Origin of the sequence: Paenibacillus sp. USHLN196 (genome assembly GCF_037144955.1) — a bacterium.
GTDB lineage: Bacteria > Bacillota > Bacilli > Paenibacillales > Paenibacillaceae > Paenibacillus > Paenibacillus xylanexedens_C.
This window is the reverse complement of the sequence record NZ_JBBCYH010000001.1, coordinates 724,782-743,534: the sequence shown is the minus strand read 5'-3', so window position 1 is coordinate 743,534 and position 18,753 is coordinate 724,782. Positions and strand designations below refer to the sequence as shown.

20 protein-coding genes are annotated in these 18,753 nt (G+C 44.5%); 18 read left to right on the top strand and 2 right to left on the bottom strand.

The genetic code is table 11. The annotated features are described in order from the left end of the window. Positions 1-100 precede the first annotated feature (100 nt). Positions 101-727, bottom strand: coding sequence for a transcriptional repressor LexA (gene lexA, locus WFI24_RS03215; protein WP_017688034.1), 627 nt, complete (start codon positions 725-727; stop codon positions 101-103). Between the two features lie 297 nt (positions 728-1,024). Here lexA and WFI24_RS03210 point away from each other — a divergent pair, with 297 nt between their 5' ends. From WFI24_RS03210 to WFI24_RS03175, 8 genes are all read left to right on the top strand, one after another. After that, the gene (locus tag WFI24_RS03210; RefSeq protein WP_336758704.1) at positions 1,025-1,402 is read left to right on the top strand and encodes a LysM peptidoglycan-binding domain-containing protein; all 378 of its coding nucleotides are present in this window, start codon (positions 1,025-1,027) and stop codon (positions 1,400-1,402) included. A gap of 95 nt (positions 1,403-1,497) precedes the next feature. Continuing rightward, on the top strand, positions 1,498-1,707 hold the full coding sequence (locus WFI24_RS03205) for a DUF896 domain-containing protein (protein ID WP_017688036.1): 210 nt from the start codon (positions 1,498-1,500) through the stop codon (positions 1,705-1,707). A 124-nt stretch (positions 1,708-1,831) separates the two neighbouring features. Next, positions 1,832-2,341: a hypothetical protein gene (locus WFI24_RS03200; RefSeq protein WP_336758701.1), complete on the top strand. Its 510-nt coding sequence runs from the start codon at positions 1,832-1,834 to the stop codon at positions 2,339-2,341. A 28-nt stretch (positions 2,342-2,369) separates the two neighbouring features. After that, complete coding sequence (locus WFI24_RS03195; RefSeq protein WP_336758699.1) at positions 2,370-3,161, top strand: HAD family hydrolase; 792 nt, start codon at positions 2,370-2,372, stop codon at positions 3,159-3,161. Positions 3,162-3,747: 586 nt separating this feature from the next. After that, positions 3,748-4,677: an ABC transporter permease gene (locus WFI24_RS03190; RefSeq protein WP_339177159.1), complete on the top strand. Its 930-nt coding sequence runs from the start codon at positions 3,748-3,750 to the stop codon at positions 4,675-4,677. Positions 4,678-4,689: 12 nt separating this feature from the next. Further along, complete coding sequence (locus WFI24_RS03185) at positions 4,690-5,562, top strand: carbohydrate ABC transporter permease (RefSeq protein ID WP_336758696.1); 873 nt, start codon at positions 4,690-4,692, stop codon at positions 5,560-5,562. Between the two features lie 47 nt (positions 5,563-5,609). Beyond that, entirely contained in the window at positions 5,610-7,244 is a 1,635-nt protein-coding gene (locus WFI24_RS03180) for an ABC transporter substrate-binding protein (RefSeq protein ID WP_336758694.1), read from the top strand. A gap of 103 nt (positions 7,245-7,347) precedes the next feature. Beyond that, the gene (locus WFI24_RS03175) at positions 7,348-8,022 is read left to right on the top strand and encodes a GntR family transcriptional regulator (protein WP_336758693.1); all 675 of its coding nucleotides are present in this window, start codon (positions 7,348-7,350) and stop codon (positions 8,020-8,022) included. 88 nt (positions 8,023-8,110) lie between these two features. Here WFI24_RS03175 and WFI24_RS03170 read toward each other — a convergent pair whose 3' ends face one another. Beyond that, on the bottom strand, positions 8,111-8,656 hold the full coding sequence (locus tag WFI24_RS03170) for an acireductone dioxygenase (protein ID WP_336758691.1): 546 nt from the start codon (positions 8,654-8,656) through the stop codon (positions 8,111-8,113). 179 nt (positions 8,657-8,835) lie between these two features. On the opposite strand from WFI24_RS03170, the gene metH reads away from it, so the two are divergent. The 10 genes from metH to WFI24_RS03120 all read left to right on the top strand — a co-directional run bounded on the left by metH (position 8,836) and on the right by WFI24_RS03120 (position 18,629). Next, positions 8,836-12,276: a methionine synthase gene (gene metH / locus WFI24_RS03165; protein WP_336758690.1), complete on the top strand. Its 3,441-nt coding sequence runs from the start codon at positions 8,836-8,838 to the stop codon at positions 12,274-12,276. A gap of 75 nt (positions 12,277-12,351) precedes the next feature. Next, on the top strand, positions 12,352-13,290 hold the full coding sequence (gene rnz, locus WFI24_RS03160) for a ribonuclease Z (RefSeq protein WP_336758689.1): 939 nt from the start codon (positions 12,352-12,354) through the stop codon (positions 13,288-13,290). A gap of 128 nt (positions 13,291-13,418) precedes the next feature. Further along, a complete protein-coding gene (locus WFI24_RS03155) occupies positions 13,419-13,565 on the top strand; it encodes a hypothetical protein (protein ID WP_186327799.1) in 147 nt (48 codons plus the stop codon). Between the two features lie 81 nt (positions 13,566-13,646). Further along, positions 13,647-14,456 carry a TIGR01457 family HAD-type hydrolase gene (locus WFI24_RS03150; RefSeq protein WP_336758687.1) on the top strand — a complete coding sequence of 270 codons (810 nt, stop codon included), beginning with the start codon at positions 13,647-13,649 and terminating at the stop codon, positions 14,454-14,456. 6 nt (positions 14,457-14,462) lie between these two features. Beyond that, positions 14,463-15,284, top strand: coding sequence for an Fpg/Nei family DNA glycosylase (locus tag WFI24_RS03145; protein WP_336758685.1), 822 nt, complete (start codon positions 14,463-14,465; stop codon positions 15,282-15,284). Then, positions 15,274-16,122: a deoxyribonuclease IV gene (locus WFI24_RS03140; protein ID WP_336758683.1), complete on the top strand. Its 849-nt coding sequence runs from the start codon at positions 15,274-15,276 to the stop codon at positions 16,120-16,122. The genes WFI24_RS03145 and WFI24_RS03140 overlap by 11 nt, the downstream gene beginning before the upstream one ends. A gap of 19 nt (positions 16,123-16,141) precedes the next feature. Continuing rightward, entirely contained in the window at positions 16,142-16,480 is a 339-nt protein-coding gene (locus WFI24_RS03135; RefSeq protein WP_017688046.1) for a cyclic-phosphate processing receiver domain-containing protein, read from the top strand. After that, a complete protein-coding gene (locus WFI24_RS03130; RefSeq protein ID WP_336758681.1) occupies positions 16,480-16,797 on the top strand; it encodes a thioredoxin family protein in 318 nt (105 codons plus the stop codon). The genes WFI24_RS03135 and WFI24_RS03130 overlap by 1 nt, the downstream gene beginning before the upstream one ends. Then, positions 16,794-17,573: an ABC transporter ATP-binding protein gene (locus WFI24_RS03125; RefSeq protein ID WP_336758679.1), complete on the top strand. Its 780-nt coding sequence runs from the start codon at positions 16,794-16,796 to the stop codon at positions 17,571-17,573. The genes WFI24_RS03130 and WFI24_RS03125 overlap by 4 nt, the downstream gene beginning before the upstream one ends. Before the next feature lie 6 nt (positions 17,574-17,579). Beyond that, positions 17,580-18,629, top strand: coding sequence for an SAM-dependent methyltransferase (locus tag WFI24_RS03120; RefSeq protein ID WP_336758677.1), 1,050 nt, complete (start codon positions 17,580-17,582; stop codon positions 18,627-18,629). Positions 18,630-18,753: the final 124 nt, after the last annotated feature.

Below are 18,753 nucleotides of genomic sequence, written 5' to 3'. Positions count from 1 at the left end.
GCTGATAAAACAACATAAACATGAAAAAAGAGGTTGTCCTGTTTTTAGGGCAACCTCTTTACATATTTCATTACATCTAGTTTTGTTACTCATGTAAATATTAATGAATATCTCGGAAAAGGCCAATGACTTTACCCAGAATACTAACGTGTTTCAAACGTAAAGGTTCGAAGGTCGCATTCTCCGGTTGAAGGCGAATATGATCTTTTTCTTTATAGAACGTTTTCACTGTAGCTTCATCGTCTTCAGTCATTGCAACGACGATATCACCGTTATCAGCAGTTTGCTGTTGACGGACAATAACATAATCTCCGTTAACGATTCCAGCTTCCACCATACTATCTCCGACTACCGAAAGCATAAACACTTTCTGTTCGCCTACATAGTGCGTAGGAAGAGGGAAGTAGTCTTCAATGTTCTCGGTTGCAGTGATTGGAACCCCGGCTGTAACCTTACCAACGACAGGAATACGTGCAACGCTATGAGCAAATTGATGAGAATGCTCAGATTCTTCCTGGCTCAAAAGCTCAATAGCTCTTGGTTTGGTAGGGTCGCGTCGGATCAGCCCTTTTTTCTCCAAACGATCCAAATGTCCATGTACTGTTGAGCTGGAAGCCAGTCCAACCGCTTCACCAATTTCCCGTACGGAAGGAGGATACCCCTTCAACCGGACTTCATTTCGTATAAACTCCAGAATAGCCTGCTGCCTGCTGGATATCTTCGACATACCGTATCAACCCCATTTTAGTAACGTTTGGGAAAATTATAACATAGAACCTCCGTTCGTACAAACATAAGTTCTAAATATAATGGCATTAAATCAGTGTTTTTTTAACTTTCAGAACAGAATCTGTACAAAAGTTAGAGCAGAATACTACAAATACTGTGCAAGAGGCTTCAATTAGGATATCTCTCCTTCAAAAAAAGAAGCGAACAATTGTTCTAAAAAGCTATTGAACAAAACAAGTGTTCGTGTTATATTGATTCCAACAGATAGGAACAAACGTTTGGAGGCGGGTATTTAATGAGATATTCTACTTATCAAAGCATTTATGAACCAATGAATTCGGAACTGGTGAAGTCCAACATAGGGAACTACAAGAAGGTTTTAGCACGTTTCAAGATTTCTTCATGGATGTTAAAGGTGGCTATTACCTCTTTGATTATATTTATTGGATGTAGTACTGTTTTAACTGTATTTGCTGGCAAAGAGAATGATGTTCTTCCAGGAGGAAAGATAGCCATTTCAGAAGGGGAAACATTATGGAGTATTTCTTTGGAACACAAACCGTCGAATATGGATACACGTGTTTATATAGAAGCAATTAAAAAAGTGAATCAACTTCATACGACTTCGATCCAAGTGGGTCAGGTATTAGCTCTACCGCAATTTGCAGAATAAAATGCACATCAATGAGTGTTAACGCGTGTCAGCTTGACAAGCTGCCTTTATCATGGCAAAGTTAATGTGACTTTGTATTTTTGGAGGGGACAAGCTTGGATATAGATAGTCTGGTAGCACGCATTAACGAATTGGCTCGTAAGCAAAAGTCCACTGGATTGTCGGAGGAAGAACTTGCTGAACGTGCCGAGCTTAGAGAGATTTATTTGAGTAATATCCGCAGCAATTTCAGACAGCAACTGGATACCATTGAGATTGTTGATGATGAGAATGACAAAGGCCACCAAGGCAAACTCAAACACTAACGAAACCTAATGATATCATTATGATATTTAGGTTTCTTCCTGTTATTTGAGAGTGCAATTTATAGGGGGAAATGTTGGTTTACAGTTATGTAAGCCGATACAAAGACACATAAGGGGGATTCTCATGTCGCGTTCGTTCGAGAGAACGGTTAAGAAAAATTCCAAGCAGTTAAATCAGCAACGTAAAAAAAGTGGTCAACCAATCACAGGAACACCAGGTGAAGAAGTCTTTAAAGGACGTAGCCTGTTGTTCCCTATATTTTTGATTGGTCTTGCCTTTTTGTATCTGTTTATGAGCACCTTCCTTGTACAAGCTCCAATGACAACCTGGGACTGGGTGACGATGCTGCTTTACGTATTTTTGGCAGTCATCTTTATGCTTCGTCGTCCGTATATCAAGATTAGCAGTAATCGGATTATAACGACGAAGGGTAATCGTGAACGTTCAATCGGGGTTGATGACATCATCAAATTCAGAATTGAACCAGGTACAGTTGTTATCGAACATAACAGTCGCGGGAAAAGATGGGTGTTCACCAAGTTATTGAACCGTTACGATACAGATGCGATTGCAGAACGTTTGCTGAAGTTTGCAAAAGCACACCAGATCACCGTGGAAATCGTCGAAAAGTAATTATTGTATAAAGGGGTAGATGATCGGAATGGCGTTAAAAGCGATTTTGTTCGACCTGGATGATACTTTATTATGGGATGAGCGTAGTGTTCGAGAAGCTTTTCATGAGACTTGTCTAATCGCAGCGAAAGAGACTGGGGTTAAACCGGAAGAACTTGAAGAAGCTGTTCGTAATGAGGCACGTGGACTGTATGAATCATATGAAACCTTTCCGTTTACTAAAATGATTGGAATCAATCCGTTTGAAGGCCTTTGGGCTAACTTTACTGGTGGGGATCAACCTGAGTTCCGTCAGTTGGAACAGCTTGCTCCAGTTTACCGTAAAGAATCCTGGCGTCGTGGCTTGTTGAAGTTGGGTATAGATCGGGAAGATCTTGCTGAACAACTGGCCGCACAGTTTGGAGTAGAACGGAGATCCAGACCTCATGTATACGAAGAAACGATGGATACCTTGCGTCAGTTACAAGGAAAGTACAAACTGTTGTTGTTAACGAACGGTTGTCCTGCTTTGCAACAAGAGAAGTTGGATGGTGTACCTGAATTGACTCCTTTCTTTGATGAGATTATTATCTCGGGTAACTTTGGAAAAGGAAAACCGGATCCTTCGATTTTTGAACATGCTTTGAGTAAACTGGGAGTTAAACCGGAAGAGAGCATGATGGTAGGAGACAAGTTGACGACGGATATTCGTGGTGCGTTATCAACTGGCATTCAATCCGTATGGATTAACCGTGAACATAAGACCAACAATGAAACGTATGCGCCTGACCATGAAATAACGCATTTATCGGAACTCGATGAGCTAATTGCTAATTTCTGAGCAGATCAGCTATAACATCTTTCCTCAGCACCCTGAAACATTGGAAGCTTCATTGAACGATAATATCGTTCGTGAAGTTACCAATGTTTTTTTATTGGGCATGTTGCCCAATTTACCCTGTTAAATGAGATAATAATTTTTTTTGCTAAAAGTTATTGAAATTAAGGGGAAGCTGGATTAGAATGTAACTAACATACTAGTATGACTAGTATTCAGATTGTCCTAAAGCGATTTCTTTTGACTTACTTCATCGAATGGAAGCAGGAGTAGTGGCTTATTATTTTTGATTAATTGTAAGCGCTTCACCTGCTTTGAAGACTTTCTTTCGATTTGGAGATCACACCGCCTAGAAAAGTGCTAATTCATGATGTGAAGCGCCTTGGATTGTGTGATTCTACATAACACTCTAATATGGTATCGCTTACATTGGTCTGTTATCTATTTTGTAGTGGGGGTGAAGATGAAGGAGTTGTTGTCTTCTACAATAGGAGAAACAATGGGGTAGTACATGAATTACTCTTACTTATCAAGTCCTGGATCGGAGTGAAAACACATGGAGTCGGAAACCGCTAAAACAACGTTAACCATGACATCTTTACGTAAAGAGAGCAGATTACGAACGGCAGCTACCTTGTTCCGCAAAGACTGGCAACTGTATTCACTATTAATCCTTCCCATCATTTATCTCCTTATTTTCAAATATGGACCGATGATTGGTAATGTGATTGCGTTCAGACGTTTTGTTCCTGGGGGGAGTATATTTGGAGAAACGTGGGTTGGATTACGATACTTCAAAATGTTCATTGAGGACCCTACCTTCTGGAGAGTATTCGGTAATACGCTGATGTTGGGCGGACTTGCGTTACTCTTTACATTCCCGGTTCCAATCATTTTTGCCTTGATGCTTAACGAAGTGAAGAGTAAACGATTCAAAAAGTTTGTACAGACCGCGTCTTATCTGCCTCATTTTTTGTCCATCGTTATCGTTGCGGGTATGATCCTGCAACTGACAGCAGTGAATGGATCTATTAATGGACTGGTGGCTTTCTTCACCGGAGACAATATTCCTTTTATGCAGCGGGCTGAATGGTTCAGAACAATCTATATCACTTCAGAAGTATGGCAGGGTATGGGTTGGGGAGCGATTCTGTATCTGGCTGCACTGACAACCATTGATGATTCTTTGTATGAAGCTGCGCGTATTGATGGAGCCAATCGCTGGAAGCAAACGATTCATGTAACGCTTCCAGGTATCTTGCCAACCATTGTGACGTTATTGATTTTGAACATGGGTAATTTCCTGGCTGTTGGATTTGAAAAGATATTGCTCTTGTACAATCCGCTTATCTATGAGACATCTGATGTGATCTCCACTTACCTGTATCGGGTCGGACTGGAATCCAGTAACTTCAGTTATGCTACCGCAATTGGCTTATTCGAATCGCTGATCGGTCTGATTCTGGTGTTCTCCGTAAATGCCATCTCACGCAGACTGACACAAAGAAGCTTATGGTAAAGGAGGAGCATCATGCAGGAATCCAGATCTTATAAGGTATTTAAAGTTTTTAATGTCATCTTTCTGCTATTCGTGGTATTTATAACGCTCTATCCATTCTTGAATGTCGTGGCACAATCCTTCAGCAGTGAGTCTTATATTAATTCGGGCAAGGTTAGTCTGTTTCCAAAAGGATTCAATGTGGAGACGTATAAGACCATCTCACGTGACAGCATGTTCTGGACCAATTATAAAAATACGATTATTTACACTGTGGTAGGTACATTAATCTCCATGTTCATGACGACTATTTTTGCATATGCCTTGTCCAAAAAGAGGTTGATGGGTCGCAAGTTTCTGACGATGTTCGCCGTGTTCACGATGTTCTTCAGTGGTGGATTGATTCCTAACTATGTCTTGATTAATTCACTTGGCTTCAACAACACCATGTGGGCACTTGTTGTGCCTGGCGCAATTAGCATATACAACATGCTGATCATGAAGTCATTTTTTGAGAATATGCCTGAAGAACTGGAGGAAGCTGCCTCCATTGACGGTTTGAACACTTACGGGATCTTGTTACGCATTATTTTGCCGCTGAGTAAAGCTGTTATGGCAACCATGGTGCTGTTTTACGCAGTAGGTCATTGGAATTCCTGGTTCCCAGCCTTTCTGTATTTGGACAAAAAAGAGCTGTTCCCAGTCACCATTTATTTGCGCAATATGATTGCAGGAGCGACAAGCGGGGCGTCTGCTGGTGCAACCTCAGCTGATAACCTGACACAGATTGCTGCCAATATTAAGTCAGTAACGATGGTATTAACCATCTTGCCGATACTCACTATTTATCCATTTGTTCAAAGATACTTTGTAACCGGTATCATGTTGGGGTCTGTTAAGCAGTAATAAGTAGAAGCTAGAATACCTAAACCAAATTCAGGGGGATAACCTAAATGAATCAAAAGCCACGTAAGTTTGTCGGTAAAATGGTTTTGGCAACAATGATGACCGTCGTTCTGGCAGCATGTAGCAGCGGTACTGGAACTGGAGGTGACGTCACAGAAGTTCAGACCAACGCTGCGATGGAGTCGTACAATGTAGGGGATACATTCAAGGCAACGGAGCCGTTTAATCTCTCCATACTATATAGTGATCAACCTAGTTATCCATATAAAAAAGACTGGTTACTTTTTGATAAAATCACCGAACTGACGGGTGTGACGCTTGAGCCAACGATTGTACCGATGAGCGATTACTCTCAGAAGAGATCTTTGTTAATTAGTTCCGGTGATGCACCACTGGTTATTCCTAAAACGTATCCAGGTGAAGAGTCTGCATTTGTATCTTCCGGTGCGATCTTGCCGATTAGCGACTATATTGATTTGATGCCGAACTTCAAGGATAAAGTGGAAAAATGGGGATTGGAAGATGAACTTGAAGGACTTCGACAGGAAGATGGAAAGTACTATGTACTTCCAGGTCTTCATGAAGAAGTATGGCCAGATTACACATTGCTCGTAAGAACAGATGTTTTTGAGGAAAATAACATCGCCATCCCGACCACATGGGACGAATTGTATGATGCAGCGAAAAAACTGAAAGAGATCTATCCGGATTCTATTCCGTTTTCGGACCGATTCCAATTCAATAGCACGCTGAACATCGCTGCTACCGGCTTTGGCACCAAGGCTGGATGGGGTTTTGGTAATGGATTGACGTATAAAGAAGATCAAGATCAATTTGTATACACGGCTACTACACCGGAGTATAAGGAAATGCTAACGTACTTTAACAAGTTGGTATCCGAAGGGCTGCTCGATAAGGAGAGTTTTACACAGGATGATGATCAGGCTGTACAGAAATTTGTATCCGGCAAATCATTCATGATTAATGGTAACTCCCAAACGGTGGTGCTGCACCGAAATGATATGAACAAAACACTGGGAGAGGGTAAATTCTCGGTTGCGAAGATTACAGTACCTGGTGGGTCAAAAGGACAGCTGATGTCCGGATCGAGACTTGAAAACGGTGTCATGATCTCCGGGAAAATTCAAAAGAGCGAAAATTTCAAAGCCATTATGCAATTCGTTGATTGGCTGTACTACAGTGATGAGGGGCAAGAGTTCGCCAAGTGGGGCGTAGAAGGTGAAACATTCACCAAAGAGGGTGGAAAACGTACATTGGCAGAGGACGTTAACTACAATGGTTTGAATCCGAAAGGAACGAAGGATTTGCGTATTGACTATGGCTTCTCTGGTGGTGTATTTGCCTATGGGGGTACTACAGATCTGCTGCAATCCATGTTTAGTGAAGAAGAGTTGAAATTCCAGCAAGACATGAAGGATACCAAAGAAGTTATCCCGGCAGAACCACCAATACCATACTCTTCTGAGGATCGTGAACGGGTGACACTTCTGAGTACACCACTGAAAGACTATTCGGACCAAAATACACTTAAATTTATCTTGGGTGAGCGGGACTTGTCTGAATTTGATACCTTTGCCAAAGAGCTGGATAGTCAAGGATTATCTAATTATCTGAAGCTGGCAAATGACACGTACAAAGCCTACAAAGAAAACAAGCAATAATATAGTTGATGCTGTCCAGATTACCGTTTCTACTCCGATATTTAAGTGGAACGGTAATTTGTGCTAAGATGAATGAATACGGCTGAGAGAAAGAGGTCAAGGCATGTCACTTAATCAAAAAATTAGAGGCTCGACCCGGGCATATTCATATAATCTGTTAAAAGAACGAATTCTTCATCTGGAACTTAAGCCTGGTACCAAGATTTCAGAAAAAGAGATTGCAGATGAACTGCAGGTGAGCAGAACCCCCGTGCGGGAAGCATTCATGAAGCTTGCTGAAGAAGAACTGCTGGATATTATTCCACAGAGTGGAACCATAGTCTCTCATATCAACTTGGAGCATGTGGAAGAAGGCAGATTTATGCGGGAGAAAATGGAGAAGGAAATCGTGACGTTGGCTTGTGTTTCGTTTCCTGAGGAGTTCCGATTCAGACTCGAAACCAACATTGTAATGCAGGAAGTATGTATAGGAAAAAACAATTTCTATCGACTGTTCGAACTGGATGAAGAGTTTCATCAGATTTTGTTTCAGGGCACAGGAAAGCTGAGAACATGGAAAATGTTGCAACAGCTAAATATCCCCTTTAATCGGTTGCGTTTATTACGTCTAGCGGAGGACTCCAACCTGGAGGTCATTATCTCGCAGCACAAAGAGATTTATCGACTTATCACAGAGCGTAAGACGGACCAAGCGGTTCAGGTGATGGAAGCTCATCTCAGACTTGTCGTGATTGAACAGGAATCGATAAAAGCAAAATACCCACATTATTTTATCTAGTACGCAGATGTTGTAAAATACGCTCCATGCCAAAACCCCTGTTCAAATGAACAGGGGTTTTGGTTTATTAAATCGCAACAAGCAAGTCTTAGCCTTGTTTGATAAATGTAGGATCAGGATACGGATCTGCAATCCAGCCATCTTTTTCGATGAACAGACGTACAGCAATGATCTGTTTGTTCTCCATTAAAGTGAAGAAGTGCGGTGTATTCTCCGGTACGGAAATGACGTCTCCAGGAGACAGTTCTACATTAAAGTAGCCCACATCATCTGTAGCTTTGATAACAAAGATTCCTTTACCAGCGACAATTGCACGAATCTCATCTTCAGCGTGGGTGTGGATCTCTTCGAACTTGGCCAGTTTTTCTTCGATATCTGGTGTTTGTTCGGACAGCGTGATGACATCCCAGATTTGGTATCCGCGACGTGCAGCCAAATCTCTGATTTCATAATCGTAAGTTTCCAAAACCTCGGTTTTCTGTTCATCAGTTAATCCAAAGTTATTTTGCAGATCAGTGTTCAGTTTGGATGCGTCCCACTTCTCATATAATACTTCGTATTTGTTCAAGAAATTTCGAACATTTTCGTCACCAGTGATGCGTTCGTTCGTATTTCGGATAACAATTTCAGCCATGTTCTTTCCCTCTTTTCCACTTGGTTTAATTGAATTATATCGGATTGCTTTGTTTTTGTCGATTCTCAAATTCCGTTCATATTCGTGCAAACCCGCCATCTTTCGGGACCAAACCCGATCTTTCACATTAAGTTAGTTTCTGTTAAACTAAGATTTAACGTTTTGCGGGGGTGAAGATATTGGATAAGATTAGTCTACACGATGCATTAAAACAACGAATATTAATCCTCGACGGTGCAATGGGGACCATGATTCAACAAGTTGATTTGACTGGCGAAGATTTTGGCGGCGAAGATTTGGATGGATGTAATGAAATGTTAGTGCTTACTCGTCCAGAGCTAATCCAGCGCATTCATGAAGAATATCTTGAAGCTGGCGCTGATCTGATTGAAACCAATACATTTGGTGCAACATCAGTCGTACTGGCTGAATACGATATTCAGGATCGTGCACGGGAGATCAACCTAGAAGCAGCCAGAATTGCGAAAGCTGCAGTTGATCGTTTTTCTACACCAGAATCTCCACGTTATGTGGTAGGTGCGATGGGACCAACAACCAAAACACTGTCTGTTACTGGGGGAGTGACGTTTCAGGAACTAATCGACAGTTATTTGGAGCAAGCGCTTGCTTTAATAGAGGGAGGCGTTGATGCGCTACTGCTTGAAACCTCACAGGATACCCTCAATGTAAAAGCAGGCAGCATTGGCATTCAGCAAGCCTTTGAACAGAGTGGCATTACACTGCCACTGATGATATCAGGAACAATAGAACCAATGGGGACGACCCTTGCAGGTCAGAACATCGAATCTTTTTATATATCCTTAGAACACCTTAACCCAATTTCGGTAGGACTAAACTGTGCTACAGGTCCAGAGTTCATGCGTGATCACATTCGCTCGCTTTCTGGAATGGCATCGGTTGCCGTAAGTTGTTACCCGAACGCGGGTCTTCCAGATGAGAATGGTAATTATCATGAGTCACCAGATTCTCTTGCTCAGAAGATTGGTGCTTTTGCCGAACAGGGTTGGTTGAATATTGCTGGTGGATGTTGCGGAACAACTCCCGCACATATTCGGGCCATGCGTGATACACTAGCCCAGTACCCCCCAAGAGAAATGAACGGAACACATCCACCTGCACTGTCAGGTATAGAACCGATCTACATCGAACAGGACAATCGCCCATATATGGTCGGAGAGCGTACGAACGTGCTGGGATCACGGAAGTTCAAACGGCTCATTGTTGAAGGCGAATATGAAGAAGCTTCGGAAATTGCTCGTGCTCAAGTGAAAAATGGAGCGCACATTGTCGATGTATGTGTACAAGACCCGGACCGTGAAGAGTCCGAAGACATGGTAAAATTCCTTGAACTTGTTGTGAAAAAAGTCAAAGTGCCACTCATGATCGATACGACAGATGCTTCAGTAATTGATCTGGCCCTCCAGTACTCCCAGGGTAAAGCGATAATTAACTCCATTAACCTTGAGGATGGCGAAGAGAAATTTGAGCTGATCACGCCATTGCTGCATAAATATGGTGGTGCGGTTGTCGTCGGAACGATTGATGAACGCGGTCAGGCGATTAGTCGGGAGGATAAGCTGGACGTAGCCAAGCGCTCTTACGATCTACTGGTGAACAAATATGGACTCAAACCAGAAGACCTGATTTTTGATACGTTGGTGTTCCCTGTAGGTACGGGAGATGAACAGTATATCGGTTCAGCCAAAGAAACGATTGAAGGTATAAGAGTAATTAAGGAAGCGATGCCTGAATGTCATACGATCCTCGGGATCAGTAACATTTCATTCGGACTGCCTGAAGCAGGTCGTGAAGTGCTGAACTCCGTATTTTTGTATGAATGTACCAAAGCAGGTCTCGACTATGCGATTGTGAACACAGAGAAACTGGAGCGTTATGCGTCCATTCCTGAAGAAGAACGCAGGCTCTCGGAAGAGCTTTTATATAACACGAATGATGACACACTGGCGGCGTTCGTAGCGGCGTTCCGTAACAAGAAGGTTGAGAAGAAGGAAAAAATCTCGAATCTTTCATTAGAAGAGCGTCTTGCTTCATATGTTGTGGAAGGAAGTAAAGAGGGATTGCTGCCGGATCTCGAACAGGCACTTGCCAAATATACAGCACTTCAAGTGATTAACGGTCCACTGATGCGGGGGATGGAGGAAGTAGGTCGTCTCTTTAACAACAATGAGTTGATTGTAGCTGAGGTGTTGCAGAGTGCGGAGGTTATGAAGGCTTCTGTAGCATATCTGGAGCAATTCATGGAGAAGAACGAGACTTCTGTTAAAGGCAAGATCATTCTCGCCACGGTCAAGGGTGATGTGCATGATATCGGCAAGAACCTGGTAGAGATCATCCTGTCCAATAACGGTTACCAGATCATTAATTTGGGTATAAAAGTACCACCAGAACGTATCATTGAGGCATACCGAGAAGAAAAAGTCGATGCAATCGGTCTCTCGGGTCTATTGGTAAAATCAGCGCAGCAGATGATTCTTACCGCTCAGGATTTGCGAACAGCAGGTATTGATGTGCCTATTATGGTTGGTGGAGCGGCACTGACACGTAAATTCACCAAAAATCGTATCCGTCCTGAATATAACGGAATGGTTGTATATGCGAAAGATGCGATGGATGGTCTGGATCTGGCGAACAAATTGATGAATCCCGTTACACGTGAAGCGATGCAACTGGAGATGGAAGCTGAGAAAGAAGCTGATGCTTCAGGTGCTGTAGCCGTTCAGACTCTTCCAGAGCTTACACGGGTGGAACGTTCGGATATCGCCTTAGATAATCCGGTTCTTGTACCGCCTGATTTGGAGCGGCATACGATGCGCAACTACCCGTTATCACACATCCTGCCATACGTGAACATGCAGATGTTGCTTGGACATCATCTGGGGTTGCGCGGTTCAGTTGAACAACTGCTTGCTTCAGGTGATAAGAAGGCTACTGACTTGAAAGCAGTAGTGGATGAGATCATGCAAGAGGCTGTTCGTGACGGAATTATTCAGGCGCATGCCATGTATCGTTTCTTCCCTGCTCAGTCCAGTGGTAACAGCATCATCATCTATGATCCAAAAGACACCAGTAATATCTTGCATACTTTTACGTTCCCACGTCAAAAAGTCGAGCCGTTCCTGTGCCTGTCCGACTTCCTGAAGCCTGTTGAATCCGGTCAGATGGATTACGTTGGTTTCATGGTTGTTACGGCCGGACACGGTGTGCGTGAACTATCTACTGCGTGGAAAGATAAAGGGGATTACCTTCGCTCGCATGCTCTGCAATCCGTAGCGCTCGAGGTAGCAGAGGGATTAGCTGAACGTGTGCATCATATGATGAGAGATATCTGGGGATTCCCGGATTCTGCTCAGATGACCATGAAGCAACGTCACGGTGCACGCTATCAAGGGATCAGGGTATCCTTTGGATATCCGGCTTGTCCGGATCTGGAAGACCAAGGGCCGCTGTTCAAGTTGCTGCAGCCTGAGGATATCGGTGTTGAATTGACGGAAGGTTTCATGATGGAACCTGAAGCTTCCGTATCAGCGATGGTATTCAGCCATCCGCAAGCCAAGTATTTTAACGTAGAAAAGGCATAAATCAGTAGAGTGTCAGGCAAAGCCCTCCGCATTGTCGGAGGGCTTTGCTGGCAACAGAAAGAGGTGCGATCCAGAATGGAACTATATTTCCTGGGAACTAATGCTGGTGTACCTACGCTACAGCGGAATGTAACTTCCATTGGGCTACGCATGTTGGATGAGCGCAGAGCTTTGTGGTTGTTTGACTGCGGGGAAGGAACGCAGCACCAGATTTTGAGTTCTCCGCTTAAACTAAGCAAATTGGAGAAAATATTCATCACTCACCTGCATGGTGATCATGTATTTGGACTTCCAGGGCTGCTTTCGAGCAGAGCCTATCAGGGTGGAACTACACCATTAACGGTATATGGTCCACCAGGTACGGAACGAATGATAAGTACAACAATGGAGCTTAGCCAATCCAGGGTTAATTATGATTTGAATATCGTTGAACATACGGGTGGAGTCCTATTTGAGGATGACAGTTTTATCGTGGAAGCAGCTTTGCTTGAGCACCGGATTGACAGCTATGGGTACCGGATCACGGAAAAAGATCGTCCAGGCAGCCTGGACCCAGCCAAACTGGCGGAATATGGTTTGAAACCAGGCCCATTGTTCGGTCGGCTGAAACGTGGAGAAACCATTACGCTCGATAACGGTCATTCACTTCGTTCTGAAGATGTGTTGGGAACGCCAAAACGCGGCATGGTGATTACTATTTTGGGTGACACACGTCCATGTGACAATGTACATCCACTTTCCTTAAATGCAGATGTACTTGTACATGAAGCTACATTCATGCATGATCTGGCAGATACAGCGCATGAATACTATCATAGTACCTCAAAACAAGCGGCAGAAGCGGCTAGAGCAGCCAATGTAGGGCAACTGATCATGACTCACTTTAGCTCACGTTATAAGGATGAGGATCAACTGCAGCCACTTTTGGAAGAGGCACAGTCCATATTCCCGAATACCAGACTTGCCAATGAACATCAGCTTATTCCTGTCGTGCATCGCAAGCAAGAATCTTAACCATGACCGCGAACCAGGGCACGGCTAAACACGTCACATGAAGAACCGGGAAATTGCACGGGACTGAGGGAGAGGAACTCCCGCGGTCCCTTTTGCAATCTGGTCAGAAAGCGTGTAGGATGGGCAATATGAAGAGGGAAATGATTCAAATTATTTTCCGGGAAAGCGCAGGAAATGACAAGCTTGTACAGAAGGCGCGCGAGTTAAACCGTCGGTGTTCGATCTGGTTCGACTTGTTGCGTGCATATGCCAGCAAGCCCATATTTTTTGCCTGAATACATAGGTTCGCGTTAAAGTTCGAGGTAAATGATTAAGGACATGAAATGTTAATAAGATAAAGAAAGGAAGTGCTGTGTGTGATTAAGGCCTATCTGATTGACTTGGATGGTACGCTCTATCATGGCAGACATCGTATCGAAGGAGCCGATCAGCTTATTCGAACACTGCAAGAGCTAGGCAAGCCGTATTTATTTGTAACAAATAATTCTTCCCGTACACCACAAGGTGTGGCAGATCATCTGAACGGGATGGGCATCCCTGCCGACGCGTCTCAAGTATGTACTTCTGCAGTTGCGGCTGCTGAATATGTTGCTGAAGAGTCCCCAGGTGCAACAGTGGCATGTATCGGAGAAGCAGGATTGCTGGAAGCCATAGAAGAAGCAGGACTACAGCTGACGAAAGATACACCAGATTACGTAATACAGGGGATTGATCGTGAATTTTCCTATCATAAACTGACCAAGGCGCTAAGGTGGATTAATGCGGGATCAAAATTCATCATGACCAACCCGGATCTGCAGCTTCCTTCCGATGATGGACTGACACCTGGGGCGGGGACTATTGGAGCAGCAATTGAAGCCGCGACCGGCGTCCATCCTACCGTCATCGGCAAGCCATCGAGTGTTATAATGAAGTCGGCCATTAGCCGGCTAAACCTGGCGTCTCATGAAGTGGCAGTGATCGGAGATAATATGCGAACCGATATTGCAGCTGGAGTGGCAGCAGGGTGTGAGACGCTGTTGGTACTTACTGGTGTGACAACACGGGATAATATGGATGGACACATTCAAGCAGCGAAGGCTCGACCTGATCATGTGTTTGAAGATTTGCATAAATTGATGGAGTGGCTGTCGCAAGAGGCAGACCAAGCTTCCAAAAAGGGGTAATGTACGATGCCGGAACTTCCGGAAATGGAAAACTACCGGACCTTGCTGTCCGAGAAAATACTTGATCTACCGATTACAGGAGTTGTAATTAATCGGGATAAAACGATAAATACGGAGCCTGATCTGTTCATCAGTGAACTTACAGGCAATCGCATCATATTTGTTGAGCGCCGAGCGAAGCATCTGATTTTCCACTTGGCCAATGGCAAACGTCTGGTGCTGCACCTCATGTTGGGCGGTATGATTTTCTGGGGCACGGAAGAGGAGCGCCCTGATCGTTCCACACAGGTGGAGATCCAGTTTGGAGATCACATTTTATTCTTCATCGGTCTTCGCTTGGGGTACTTACATCTGCTTACCTCAAAAGAAACCGAAGAAGCGATGTCTGATCTTGGACCTGAACCTCTGGATCGACGGATGAACGTGGAACGTTTTGCTTCTCTGTTGAAAGGTCGTCGGGGTACGCTTAAGACGACATTGGTGAACCAGCATATTATTGCGGGGATCGGCAATTGTTATTCCGATGAAATTGCTTTTGCTGCAGGTCTGAGACCAAGCGCCAAAACGCAGAACATTGCGAATTCGCCGGAGCTGACGGAGCGCTTGTTCCATTCGATGCAGTCCGTGCTTCGCGAAGCAGCTTCTGAGGGTGGTTATATGGAAATGCCACTGATGCAGGGGGACACCAAAACAGGAAGCTTTGACGAGCAATGCCGGGTGTACGACCGGGAAGGCGAGACTTGTCCGCGATGTGGGGGAACAATTGAACGCGTGGAAATTACGGGCAAGAAGGCATTCTTCTGTCCGAAATGCCAGCATGAGGCCTAAATCCGGAATCGGGGCACATGTCAGCACCAGAGGCGGATTTCTTCAGGCTGCCAAAAGAGCACATACGATGGGGGCAACGGCATTTCAGTATTTTCCGAAGAACCCGCGCAGTCTCAGCCTGAAAAGTCTGGATCTCAAGGATGCTGAGCAGTGCAGGGATTGGTGTGAACAGCAGGGACTTGCTTCCATTGCACATTCCCCCTATCCCACGAATCCGGCGTTGGGCATGACCCGTGGAGAGGCGGGCTTTCATGCTACGATAGCGTCAATTCGCAATGACCTTGAAATTTCAAATGCTTGCGGTTCTGTCGGGACGGTGGTCCATTTTGGACATATCAAAACGAGCGATCCGCTGGAAGGCTATCAGAACCTCATACATTGTCTGGATACCGCCTTGGAGAATTGGAATGGTCATTCAAAGGTGTTGCTTGAAAATCAGGCAGGTGATCATGGCCCCATGGGCACGACAATGGAAGAAATGATACAGATTCGCAAATTAAGCCGATATCCGGAGCATATTGCTTTTTGTTTTGACACATGCCATGCTTTTGCTTCAGGTTTGTGGTCGTCAGGCAACGAAGCGGCGATGCTCGATAAGGGCAGGGTGCTGGGATACTGGGATGGTGTTGCTGCTGTACATTTTAATGATTCCAAATATGCGTCTGGTTCGTGTAAGGATAGACATGCGAGGATCGGACAGGGTTATATCGGAAATGAATCGATGAAAGCATTGTTAAATGCGCCTGAGTTCCAAAAAGTGGTTGTTGTGCTCGAGACCGAAACGGGCGAAGATGGAACGCACCGTGATGATATAGCGCTCATGCGTTCCTGGTTATAATGGGGAGAGGAGCGATTGTATGCATGTTTTTTTGGATGACTATCGGGCGTGTCCGAAAGGATTTGTTCTGGCAACAAATGCAGAAGAGTGCCTGATGCTGCTAAGAGAAGGTGACGTGGACATTTTGTCTCTGGATTATGAGCTTGGTCCGGATTCGCCTAACGGCGGTGAGGTTGCGGCATCCATTGTACGGGAAGGTTTATTTCCGCGCGAGATCTATTTGCATACGTCCAGTATGTTTGGGAAACGCCAGATGTACGAGATGTTGTATAGCAATAAACCGGATTCGGTAACCATTCATAATGGTCCAATGACGGGTGAGGTCATGCTGCGTGTCGCCGCGGGGGAAGAAAGCTAATGAAGCCAATTACATCCAAAATGTTAATGCGCGGCGTATGGGAAGGCATGCCACAGGCTGTATATATATATACGCCTTTATGTGGGACATGTGCGGCAGCCCGGCGGATGTTGGAGGTCGTCGAGCACATGCTGCCAGAAGGTATTTTATCCGAAATGAACATTCATGACATTCCTGAACTTGTACAACAATTTCGAATTTCAAGCGTACCAGCCGTGATGCTGTTTGACGGCCAGCAAGATGTTCCAAAAATGGTTTATCGGATGAGTTCTGTAGAGCATTTGCTCTCTGAGATCCGGAAGGCGGTGCTGAAATGAGTGTAATTTCAATGGAACATGTCTCACTTAGACGAGAAGAGAATCAGATTTTGGATAACGTACATTTGCGCATCGAACAAGGTGAACATTGGGTTATTCTGGGTCGGAATGGTTCTGGCAAAACAACGTTACTGGAAATGATGAACGGATATATGTTTCCAAGCCAGGGGCGCATTGAAGTACTTGGTAATCTGTATGGACAATGTGACGTCAGGGAAGTTCGTAAGGAAATCGGTTATATCAGCCAAACGTTGATTGAGAAATTTACACCCCGAGATCCGGTATGGGAGGTCGTCGCTACTGGAGCGTACGCTTTTTTGCGTTTTTATCAGACGATTCCTGATGAAGTGAAAGCCAAGGCGATGAGTTTGTTGGATGATATGGGCTTTGCCAACCTGGCTAACAACCCGCTTGGAACGTTATCCCAGGGAGAGCGCAAAAAAGTCATGCTTGCTCGTTCATTAATGGCTGAGCCAAAATTGCTGATTATGGACGAGCCTTGTGCCGGGCTAGACTTATATGAACGTGAGAAAATGCTGGCTGAGATTGATCGTCTGCGCCAGCGTAACATCACAGTTGTGTATGTAACACATCATGTTGAAGAGATCGTACCTTTATTTACACATGTGGCCGTGGTCCGCGATGGACGTATTGCTGCGGCAGGCCCAAAGCATGAAGTTTTGACACAAGATACAATTAAGCATACGTACGATGTCCCTGTCGATATCCAGTGGGATGACGGTCGTCCTTGGATACGCGTACGTTCTGGAGGGTAACACAATTTGAGTACACAATCGTCTTGGGAAGAAGGCAACTTCTCCCGCTTTATATGCACAGCCAATCATGGCTTTGCCCCTTATGCTCAGGAAGAGTTACGCCGTACGTTCGGTGCGGTTAAGAGCACGGTACTCGTACCAGGAGAAATTTTGCTTGCGGGTCTGCCTGTAGCGGAGGAAGAAGTTGCAGGTAAGCTGTGGGAAGAGTATCCAACGTTTTTACGTCATATTCAGCCTGTTCAGTTTCAAGAGAATACAGAAGATTCAGAACAGTCTATTGAAAAATTGATTGCATTCGTGATGAATCATAAGGAACTGACCGGTACCTCTGTTGTGCTGCAGGTACGGAAGACAGAAAAGTCCTTTTGGCAAGAAAATGCGGCCTCATTGAAGCAATTGCTGACAGAAAAGCTGGATGAGCTAGGTTGTGAATGGGTAGTGCGTGATGCTGAATATGTCATTTCCGTATTTGCTGCGAATGATATGTTGTATGCTGGCGTATCCAGACCTGAACAGAATCTGTCAGACTGGAGCGGGGGGGCTGTACGTTTTCAAAAAGAAGACGGACAGATCTCGCGGGCTAAGTTCAAATTACTTGAAGCTGAGCAAACGTTTGGTATAGACTTCACTTCTTTTCATAAAGCACTCGATATCGGTGCAGCACCAGGCGGATGGACCTCGTTCCTGCTTGAACGTGGGCTTGAAGTAACGGCGGTAGATCCGGCGAAGATGGATCCGACCCTGCTGACATCACCCAAACTGACTTTCTTGAAAAAAAATGCGGGGGATGTGCGTTTCCGCGAAGGAGAATTTGATCTGCTCGTATGTGATATGAGTTGGAGTCCCAAGCTGATGAGCCGACTTGTATCGGATCTTCTGTATAGCCTTCAGCCCGGGGGAACAGCCATCGTTACCGTGAAACTGCTGCATAAAAAGCCGCTCGCGCTCATTAAAGACGTCATTGATACGTTTGAGCGTTCACGGATGCAGATCCAACGTTCCAAGCAGTTATTCCATAACCGCGAAGAGATTACACTTTATATGGTCAAATATTAAGAAATTGATTCGATTAAGTTCATTAAATTTTGTGCTTTACAATCTATTCCTGCCTGTACTATAATGATACCAATATTAACCATAACAAACCTGAGGGAAAGCATCCCGAAGTGAACGAAACCGG

What these genes read in the sequence shown, in the direction of transcription:
- lexA (WP_017688034.1), bottom strand. Translation starts at nt 727, where the DNA reads ATGTCGAAGATATCCAGCAGGCAGCAGGCTATTCTGGAGTTTATACGA.
- WFI24_RS03210 (WP_336758704.1), top strand. Translation starts at nt 1,025, where the DNA reads ATGAGATATTCTACTTATCAAAGCATTTATGAACCAATGAATTCGGAA.
- WFI24_RS03200 (WP_336758701.1), top strand. Translation starts at nt 1,832, where the DNA reads ATGTCGCGTTCGTTCGAGAGAACGGTTAAGAAAAATTCCAAGCAGTTA.
- WFI24_RS03195 (WP_336758699.1), top strand. Translation starts at nt 2,370, where the DNA reads ATGGCGTTAAAAGCGATTTTGTTCGACCTGGATGATACTTTATTATGG.
- WFI24_RS03190 (WP_339177159.1), top strand. Translation starts at nt 3,748, where the DNA reads ATGACATCTTTACGTAAAGAGAGCAGATTACGAACGGCAGCTACCTTG.
- WFI24_RS03185 (WP_336758696.1), top strand. Translation starts at nt 4,690, where the DNA reads ATGCAGGAATCCAGATCTTATAAGGTATTTAAAGTTTTTAATGTCATC.
- WFI24_RS03180 (WP_336758694.1), top strand. Translation starts at nt 5,610, where the DNA reads ATGAATCAAAAGCCACGTAAGTTTGTCGGTAAAATGGTTTTGGCAACA.
- WFI24_RS03175 (WP_336758693.1), top strand. Translation starts at nt 7,348, where the DNA reads ATGTCACTTAATCAAAAAATTAGAGGCTCGACCCGGGCATATTCATAT.
- WFI24_RS03170 (WP_336758691.1), bottom strand. Translation starts at nt 8,656, where the DNA reads ATGGCTGAAATTGTTATCCGAAATACGAACGAACGCATCACTGGTGAC.
- rnz (WP_336758689.1), top strand. Translation starts at nt 12,352, where the DNA reads ATGGAACTATATTTCCTGGGAACTAATGCTGGTGTACCTACGCTACAG.
- WFI24_RS03155 (WP_186327799.1), top strand. Translation starts at nt 13,419, where the DNA reads ATGAAGAGGGAAATGATTCAAATTATTTTCCGGGAAAGCGCAGGAAAT.
- WFI24_RS03145 (WP_336758685.1), top strand. Translation starts at nt 14,463, where the DNA reads ATGCCGGAACTTCCGGAAATGGAAAACTACCGGACCTTGCTGTCCGAG.
- WFI24_RS03140 (WP_336758683.1), top strand. Translation starts at nt 15,274, where the DNA reads ATGAGGCCTAAATCCGGAATCGGGGCACATGTCAGCACCAGAGGCGGA.
- WFI24_RS03135 (WP_017688046.1), top strand. Translation starts at nt 16,142, where the DNA reads ATGCATGTTTTTTTGGATGACTATCGGGCGTGTCCGAAAGGATTTGTT.
- WFI24_RS03130 (WP_336758681.1), top strand. Translation starts at nt 16,480, where the DNA reads ATGAAGCCAATTACATCCAAAATGTTAATGCGCGGCGTATGGGAAGGC.
- WFI24_RS03125 (WP_336758679.1), top strand. Translation starts at nt 16,794, where the DNA reads ATGAGTGTAATTTCAATGGAACATGTCTCACTTAGACGAGAAGAGAAT.